A 7,755-nucleotide genomic window follows, 5' to 3' on the forward strand; every position below is an offset into this window, starting at 1 on the left:
CCCGGGCGGGGGGCGCCCCCCCACACCACCCCCCCCCCGGGGGGGGGGGGGGGGGCGCCCCCGGGGGGGGGGGGGGGGTGGCGCAGACCCCCACCCCGCTCCGCTTCGCGGATCGACCCTCCCCACAAGGGGGAGGGTAATCACTCCGCCGTGCCTTCCTCATACTCTGCCGACATGGTCAGCCACTTTTCCTCGTGGCCGGCCAGCGTCTGGGCCAGTTGCGAGCGCTCCTTGGCCAGCCGTGTCGCCGTCGAGGGATCCTTCTCGTAGACCGCCGGATTGGCCAGTTCGTCCTCAATGCCGTCGATGCGCTTGCGAATGCGGTCCATCAGCGCTTCGGTGGCGCGGATCTCCTTGGCCAGCGGCTCGAAGGCGGCGCGGCGAGCCGCCGCATCGCGGCGGCGGTCGGCTTTTGACGCCTTGTCGGCCTCGCGCTTGCCGCGGCGGTCGCCGGAGACGCCGGTGACCAGCGTCTTGTAGTCCTCGAGATCGCCGTCATAGGGGTTGACCGCGCCGTCCTTGACCAGCCACAGGCGGTCGGCGGTTGCCTCCAGCAGATGGCGATCATGCGAGATCAGGATCACGGCGCCGGGAAATTCGTTCAGCGCATGGATCAGCGATTCGCGGCTATCGATGTCGAGATGGTTTGTCGGTTCGTCGAGGATGAACAGGTTTGGCCCCTCGAAGGCCGACAGCCCCATCAGCAGCCGCGCCTTCTCGCCGCCCGACAGATCCTTGGCGGCGGTGTTCATCTTCTCGGTCGTGAGGCCGAACTGGGCGACGCGGCCGCGCACCTTCGATTCCGGGGCCTCCGGCATCAGCCGGCGGACATGCTCGTAGGCGTTTTCGTCCGGCCGGAGGTCGTCGAGCTGGTGCTGGGCGAAGATCGCCACCTTCAACCCGGGCGCCACCGTCATGGTGCCACTCTCCTGCTTGAGCCGGCCGGACAGCAATTTGGCGAAGGTCGACTTGCCGTTGCCGTTGGCGCCGAGCAGCGCGATGCGGTCGTCGGCGTCGATGCGCAGCGTCATCTTCTTGAGGATCGGCTGACCCTCGGTGTAGCCGACATTGACGTTGTTCAGCGCCACGATCGGCGAGGCCACCGTCTTCACCGGCTCGGGGAAGGAGAACGGCCGCACCGAATCGTTCACGAGGGCCGCGATCGGTTTCATCTTCTCCAGCGCCTTGATACGCGACTGTGCCTGTCTGGCCTTGGAGGCCTTGGCGCGGAACCGCTCGACGAAGGATTCCATATGCTTGCGCGCGGCCTCCTGCTTGACCCGGCCCTTCTCCTGCAATTCCTTCTGCTCTGTATATTGACGTTCGAACTGGTCGTAGCCGCCGCGCCAGAAGGTCAGCTTCTTCTGGTCGAGGTGGACGATCGAATTGACGGCGCGGTTGAGCAGGTCGCGGTCGTGCGAGATCAAAAGCACGGTGTGCGGATATTTCGACACGTAGTTTTCCAGCCACAGCGTGCCTTCGAGATCGAGATAGTTGGTCGGCTCGTCGAGCAGCAGCAGGTCGGGCTCGGCAAACAGCACCGCGGCAAGCGCCACGCGCATGCGCCAGCCGCCGGAGAAGGACGAGGCCGGACGCCGTTGCGCAGCGTCGTCGAAGCCGAGGCCGGCGAGAATGGTGGCGGCGCGGGATTCGGCTGAGTGCGCGTCGATATCAGCCAGCCGCATATGGATGTCGGCGATGCGGTGCGGATCGGTCGCCGTCTTTTCTTCTTCGAGCAGCGCCGTGCGTTCGAGATCGGCCTTGAGCACGATCTCGATCAGCGCATCCTCGGTGCCCGGCGCTTCCTGCGCCACCTGGCCGATGCGGGTGCTCTTCGGCAGGCTGATCGAGCCTGTCTCGGACGGGAAATCGCCGGTGATGGCCTTGAACAGCGTCGTCTTGCCGGTACCGTTGCGGCCGACAAGGCCGGCCTTGGTGCCGGCCGGCAAGGTCAGCGAGGCATGGTCGAGAAGCAGGCGTCCGGCCATGCGGAGCGATAAGTCGTTGATGATCAGCATGGCCGCGCTTTTGCACCGGACATCAACGCTTCGCAAGGCCTTGCCGGCCAGTTGGCCGCACAAGGCTTCGAAACGACGCCCGCGAGGGCGTCGTCAAAGCAGCCGAACAGTGGCTTGCCTGCTCTCAGGCAGTCGCCTTGCGCTTCGTTGCCTTGGCGACAGCGGCCGGCGCTGCTGCCGGCTTGCGGCCAAGTCCCGTCGACTTTGCCAGCGCCGATCGCGTCGCCGAGTAGTTTGGCGCAACCATCGGATAGTCCGGCGGCAAGCCCCATTTGGCCCGATAATCGTCCGGGCTCAGGCCGTAGTCGGTCCGCAGATGCCGCTTGAGCGACTTGAACTTCTTTCCGTCCTCAAGGCAAATGATGTAGTCGGGAAACACCGACTTCTTCGGATTGACTGCCGGAACCAGGTTTGGAGTTTCCGCGACAACTGCACCAGCGAGCTTGCGAACCGAAGCACTGACGCTGGCAATCAACTCAGGCAGGCCGGCAGCCGGAAGAGGGTTGTTGCCTACATAGGCCGAGACAATATCGGCCGTCAGCTCGATAACGGTCTTATCATCGATATTTGACAATTCTTTCACCTTATTTGCGACAAAATCCTCCACCCCAGCGAAGACTTGTGTCGATGTATCTCTTTAACCGCGTCCCCCAACGGACCGCCAAGTCTCATAAAAGAATGAAGAATCGGCAAAAATAGCATTCATGCGAAATCGACGCCGTGCAAATTAGAAAATCTAATACTTGGAACCAGCAGACTTAGCGGCAGGACTTTCGTCCAATATCTCCAGAATACGCTTCCAGCGGGCGCAACGCGCGAAATCCTTTTGTTCTATCGCCTTTTCGGCCCTCATCGCGGCGTAGAGCGGTGCCTCGGCGCCGAATTCGTCGATCAGCCAATGCGCTTCCTGAATGGCCAGACGCTCATTCTCGTCAAACATGGTTTTCGGCCTCCGAACGTTCCACACCGACCGCGACACAACTGCCGATGACGAGGATGGCTCCGACAATGGCTGTCACCGTCAGCCGTTCGCCGGACAAGGTCAAAAGCAGGGTCGAGGCGATCGGCGTGAGATAGGCGACCACCGCGACCCTGCCGCTGCCTTCAAGCTTCAAGGCGCGCGACCAGAAATAGTAGCCCAGGCCCATCGGACCGGCGCCGAGATAAAGGCCGAGGGCCAGGTCCGGGCCGACGGGCCAGGTGAAACCGTCGCGAGCGCACCACAGAAACATCAAAGCGACGCCAACCAAAGACGATGGCAGCAACAGGCGATCCGCTGGAGTGGCCACCCGTCCCACCATGATCGAATAGAAGGCCATGCACAGCGCTGACCCGAATGCGGCGAGATAGCCGACCAGATCGCCCTCGAACCAGGATTGGTTGCGCCCTCCCGAAATCACCAGTGCAACGCCGATGAAGCCCACCACCGCGGCGAGACCCAACAGTGCCGGACGCCTTGGATTTTCCAACGCGATGACTGCCGCCGCGACCATCAACGGCCAGGTGTAGGCCGTCAGATTGGCCTCGATCACCGGCATCGAAGCGAAGGCGATGTATTGCAGCACCATGGTGCCGACCAGGCCGATGAAGCCGATCGCGAGAGAGATGAGCGCCGCCCCGGCGGTGACCGGTGCTACTCTTTCGCGGCTCATCAATCTGATAGCGGCGAAGACGAGTGCTGCGCCTGCAAATTGCAGGAACTGGACCTGCGACACCGGGTGGCTGGCCAGCAGGGATTTGCCGACCAGGGCATTGGTGGACCACAACGCCACCGCACCGGCAGCGAAGATCAACGCGGATATCGAGCCGGATCCCTGCCGAAACAATCGGCATGGGACTCTATTTTGCTGTTCGACCATGATCCTGTCCGAAAACCGGTTCCGACTTTTCGGGGTCATGCCTCGTTACCATGATTCCCTGGCTCCGCCCGGAACCGGTGCCTCGACGGCGGTGGGCACGGGATGCTCCGCCTCGAACCGACGATAGGCCGGCAGCTGATTGGTCCAGACATCTTCGGCCAGTTCGCTGACCCACTCACGGTCGTGGTCGTTGTCGGCGGCGAGATAGAACATTCTGTTATCGTCGACATAGGGTTTGGCCACCGAGCGCTGGTTGAGCACCAGCGTGACGCGCTCGCCGAACCGGATCGGAGCGGTGCGATGCAGGACGCCCAGGAATTGGCCGAGCGTCGCGTAGTTCATCTTGTGATCGATGCGCATGACACTGTTGCGCGGGATCTCGCGCCCGGCTTCGAGAATGGCGCGGCCGGTTTCGGAGTCGTCGCAGTAGATTTCGAGGTGGCCGCCGACCAGCGGATTGCTGATCGACAGCGGGATGAGCTCGGTCACCGGAACGCCATCGCAATGCCACTCCACGGCGCCGTCGTTGGGATTCATGAAGGTGACCGTCGAGCCGACGATCGACAGCGGATAGGGCTCCAGCTTGGTGCCCGTCATGTCGGACAGCCGCTCCAGGCGCAGCTTGTCATGCAGCAATTCCTTGATTTCGGGGATGAAACGGTCGGCCCCGGTGATGAAGGTCAGATCGAGGTGCTTGTGCACGGCATGGCTGGCCTTGAGCTTCAGGGCAGCCTCCTCGATCGCGGCAAGCAGTGCCGGGTCATAGCCGTGCAAATATTGCGCGACACCGAAACTCGACACTTTCCAGGCGGTTTCATGGCCGATAATGGCTTCGCGGCTCATCGCATAACGCAGTTCGGGAATGGTATGGGCGTTCATTGTACTTCTCCAGGATGGGGGCAACACTTGGTAAACAGTCGATTAATTCACCCACCCCTGTAAAATTAGGAATGCTGGTGCTAGTGTAAGCCAAGCTTAAGGTCGAAACCGTGCGTCTGCTCAGTCAGGTCAACCTCAATTCGCTTAAAATCGTGGAGAGTGCTGCGAGGCACGGTAATTTCACGCGTGCCGGCGAAGAACAGTTTATTACCGCTTCAGCGGTCAGCCAGCGTGTGAAAAGCCTTGAGGATCAGCTTCGTTTCAAGATTTTCCAGCGCGGCGGCAATGCGGTGTCGTTGACGCCGGAGGGCGAGACCTATGTCTCGCGCGTTCGCGAGGCGCTGGAGCGAATCGTCGCCGCCAGCATGGAAGCGACCGGGCAATCGCAGGAGCATGTGCTAAAAATATCGGTGCTTCCGACCTTTGCGGCACGCTGGCTGTTTCCGCGCCTGCCGCTGTTCCAGCAGCAATATCCCGATATCGTGATGCGGGTCTCGACCTCCTACGCGACGCATGAGTTCACGGCCTCGGAATTCGATCTCGAAATCCGTTATGGCGACGGTCACTTTCACGGGCTGCAATCCGATCTGCTGTTTCGCGAAGACCTGACACCGGTGTGCAGCCGCAAGCTGTTCCACGAAGTTCTCGGCGATAAGCGGCTGTCGAAAGTGACACCGGACGACCTCAAGCACTTCACCCTGCTGCATTCCGACACCTGCACCCAGAATTGGCAATCCTGGCTTGGTTTCGCCGGCGCCAGCTTCGTGCTCAGCGAGACCAAGAGCATCTATTTCGACTCGTGCATGATGTCCTACGAGGCAGCCAATTCCGGGATGGGCTTTGCGGTGGCCAACCGTGCCTATATGGCCAGCGACATCCGCGCCGAAAGGCTGGTGGCTCCCTTCGCCGTCCACCACCCGAACACGGCTGGTTGGTATTTTGTTTCCCCGCTGAGAGGCCTTGCCGCACGCAAGGTCCAGTTGTTCAAGCAGTGGGTGATGGCGGAAGCGGCTCTGACGCAGTGCCAACTGGACAGCGAAATCAGGGGCGAGGCTTCGACGGCCGCCTGAATCTCGGGCAAGTATCCGGTGTGCCGGCTAATTTCAGATGCAAAGACAATGCTGCAGCACAAAATGCAGCGATAGTAGGCGCAAGCTCTTCGACCTTCGGACGGCACCGAATCAGGCGAAAGCTCTGCCCTCCTCGGTCCGCTGAAAAAGCATCAGGTCCAACCCCAGGCTTGGCCGTCCCAGGATGGTCAGGATCGTATGCGCCTGGCCGCGATGGTGGGTCTGGTGGTTGAAGACATGATCCAGCGCCGGCGCCAGCCTTTGCGAGACGGTGCGCATGTCCGAAACGGTCATGTAGGTGAAGCGGCCCGTCAACGCCTTGTCATTGAGGCCGCCGACCCAATCGATGATCCTCCTGTCCTCGGCTTCACGCGCCGCCCGCAGGCCGGTCAGCCCCCGATGCAGGATGGCATCCAGTGTCGTCGGCGCGTCGCCCTCGCCGGTGAAGCGCTTCATCCAGATCCGGTCGGCCGTCAAAAGGTGGTTGAGCGTGCCCATCATCGAGCCGAAGAAGGCGCCGACATCGCGGTTGAATTCCTCATCATCGAGTTCGGCGGCGGCATCATAGATGCGACCGTTGGCCCATTGATTATAGGCCGCAAACATCATGAAATGCTGTCTCATGGCTTCCCTCGGCTCACGTCGATGCGGGGCCTACCTAACCCGCAGGAACGCCGCCGCCAATGACCATTCTGCTCTATGATCTCGTCGGACGCGACACCACACGTCCGTTCAGCCCGCATTGCTGGAAGGTGGTGATGGCGCTTGCCCACAAGGGGCTCGACATATCGACCGTACCGACGCGCTTTCTCGAGGTGCCCGCTGTCGAGGGCGGCGTTTCGAAAACCGTTCCGGTGATCCGGGACGGCGAGACGGTCGTCGCGGATTCCTTCGCCATCGCGCTCTATCTCGATGAGGCCTATCCGGACCGGCCGACGCTGTTTGGCGGTGAAGGCGGCAAGGCGATGGCGCGCTTCATCGAACGCTGGTCGCAAGTGACCATTCATCCCTACGTGACCACCGCGGCCATCATGGACCTCCATGCCATGCAGGACGCGGAAAACGCCGTCTACTTCCGCCAGAGCCGGGAGCAGCGTCTTGGCAAACGGCTGGAGGAGGTGATGGCCGCCAGGGAGGCCGGGCTCGGCAATTTCAGAGCCTCGCTGGAGCCATTGCGCTCGACGCTCTTCTATCAGCCATTCATCGGCGGCGCGGTGCCGCTGTTCAGCGACTATATCGTCTTCGGCGCCCTGCAATGGGCGCGCATAGCCTCGCCCTACCAACTGCTCGACGACGGCGACGTGGTGGCGCAGTGGTTCGCCCGCTGCCTCGACCTGCATGGCGGGCTGGGACGAAAGATCGCCGCCGCGGCTTGACGCCGTAAAGCTTACTTGGCCGCCGCCTTCTTTGGCTTGCCGGCCTTCGTGGCAGCCTTTGCCTCCTTGGGGGCGGCCTTTGCCTTGGCGGCGCCAGTTGCCTTCCTGGTTGGCTTTTTGGCCGCCGACTTGCCCGCGGCGTCCTCCTGGTCGACATCGGCGGCCGCCTGATGCCAATGGCGCTCATGATGGCCAGCCGGCTGGCCCTCTTGCAGCCAGAGCTGGTGCGCACGGTTGCGAATGCGTTCCTGACGATCGTCTGTCATGGTCATGGTGTCTCCATACGGCCCGACCTCAGCGCGGCGCCGACACGCGAGTATAGCAAGCAACGCGTTGCTGTGTAGCCGTCTGATCTCGGCTTCGGGAGCACAGAAAAGCGCAGCGGCCTGCCCTTCGCTATCGCTCCCTGCCCTTCGGGCGTTCAAACCCTTTGAAAGGTCCACTGGACCTTTCAATCCGCCCGAAGGCGGACCGGGCTTTCACCGTTCATCGCTCGGAAAGCCAAGCAATTGGCTTTCCGAGCGCTTCTCGGGCAATAACACACCCCATTATA

Annotated in this window: 9 protein-coding genes; 2 read left to right on the forward strand and 7 right to left on the reverse strand. The window is 62.0% G+C overall.

Annotated elements, in window-relative coordinates; genetic code table 11:
• Positions 1 to 140 precede the first annotated feature (140 nt).
• The 5 genes from AC0L3E_RS34230 to AC0L3E_RS34250 all read right to left on the reverse strand — a co-directional run bounded on the left by AC0L3E_RS34230 (position 141) and on the right by AC0L3E_RS34250 (position 4,756).
• Positions 141 to 2,018 (reverse strand): ABC-F family ATP-binding cassette domain-containing protein, encoded by a 1,878-nt coding sequence (locus AC0L3E_RS34230; RefSeq protein WP_473606861.1) that lies wholly within the window; start codon positions 2,016 to 2,018, stop codon positions 141 to 143.
• A 124-nt stretch (positions 2,019 to 2,142) separates the two neighbouring features.
• Positions 2,143 to 2,592: a Ros/MucR family transcriptional regulator gene (locus AC0L3E_RS34235; RefSeq protein ID WP_127268153.1), complete on the reverse strand. Its 450-nt coding sequence runs from the start codon at positions 2,590 to 2,592 to the stop codon at positions 2,143 to 2,145.
• Between the two features lie 162 nt (positions 2,593 to 2,754).
• Positions 2,755 to 2,958 carry a hypothetical protein gene (locus AC0L3E_RS34240; RefSeq protein ID WP_024504288.1) on the reverse strand — a complete coding sequence of 68 codons (204 nt, stop codon included), beginning with the start codon at positions 2,956 to 2,958 and terminating at the stop codon, positions 2,755 to 2,757.
• A complete protein-coding gene (locus AC0L3E_RS34245; RefSeq protein ID WP_473606862.1) occupies positions 2,951 to 3,877 on the reverse strand; it encodes a DMT family transporter in 927 nt (308 codons plus the stop codon). The genes AC0L3E_RS34240 and AC0L3E_RS34245 overlap by 8 nt, the downstream gene beginning before the upstream one ends.
• A gap of 45 nt (positions 3,878 to 3,922) precedes the next feature.
• The gene (locus tag AC0L3E_RS34250; protein WP_292457520.1) at positions 3,923 to 4,756 is read right to left on the reverse strand and encodes a hypothetical protein; all 834 of its coding nucleotides are present in this window, start codon (positions 4,754 to 4,756) and stop codon (positions 3,923 to 3,925) included.
• Positions 4,757 to 4,866: 110 nt separating this feature from the next.
• Between AC0L3E_RS34250 and AC0L3E_RS34255 the strand changes: the two genes are divergently transcribed.
• Positions 4,867 to 5,826: a LysR substrate-binding domain-containing protein gene (locus AC0L3E_RS34255; protein WP_027037936.1), complete on the forward strand. Its 960-nt coding sequence runs from the start codon at positions 4,867 to 4,869 to the stop codon at positions 5,824 to 5,826.
• Between the two features lie 111 nt (positions 5,827 to 5,937).
• On the opposite strand, the gene AC0L3E_RS34260 is transcribed toward AC0L3E_RS34255, so the two are convergent.
• Positions 5,938 to 6,450 carry a DinB family protein gene (locus AC0L3E_RS34260; RefSeq protein WP_013532473.1) on the reverse strand — a complete coding sequence of 171 codons (513 nt, stop codon included), beginning with the start codon at positions 6,448 to 6,450 and terminating at the stop codon, positions 5,938 to 5,940.
• A gap of 59 nt (positions 6,451 to 6,509) precedes the next feature.
• On the opposite strand from AC0L3E_RS34260, the gene AC0L3E_RS34265 reads away from it, so the two are divergent.
• A complete protein-coding gene (locus AC0L3E_RS34265) occupies positions 6,510 to 7,202 on the forward strand; it encodes a glutathione S-transferase family protein (protein WP_473606863.1) in 693 nt (230 codons plus the stop codon).
• Between the two features lie 11 nt (positions 7,203 to 7,213).
• Here the strand turns inward: AC0L3E_RS34265 and AC0L3E_RS34270 are convergent, their stop codons facing one another.
• Positions 7,214 to 7,474 carry a DUF2934 domain-containing protein gene (locus tag AC0L3E_RS34270; RefSeq protein ID WP_127331827.1) on the reverse strand — a complete coding sequence of 87 codons (261 nt, stop codon included), beginning with the start codon at positions 7,472 to 7,474 and terminating at the stop codon, positions 7,214 to 7,216.
• Positions 7,475 to 7,755 lie beyond the last annotated feature (281 nt).

The sequence above is a fragment of the Mesorhizobium sp. WSM4822 genome (assembly GCF_055811155.1).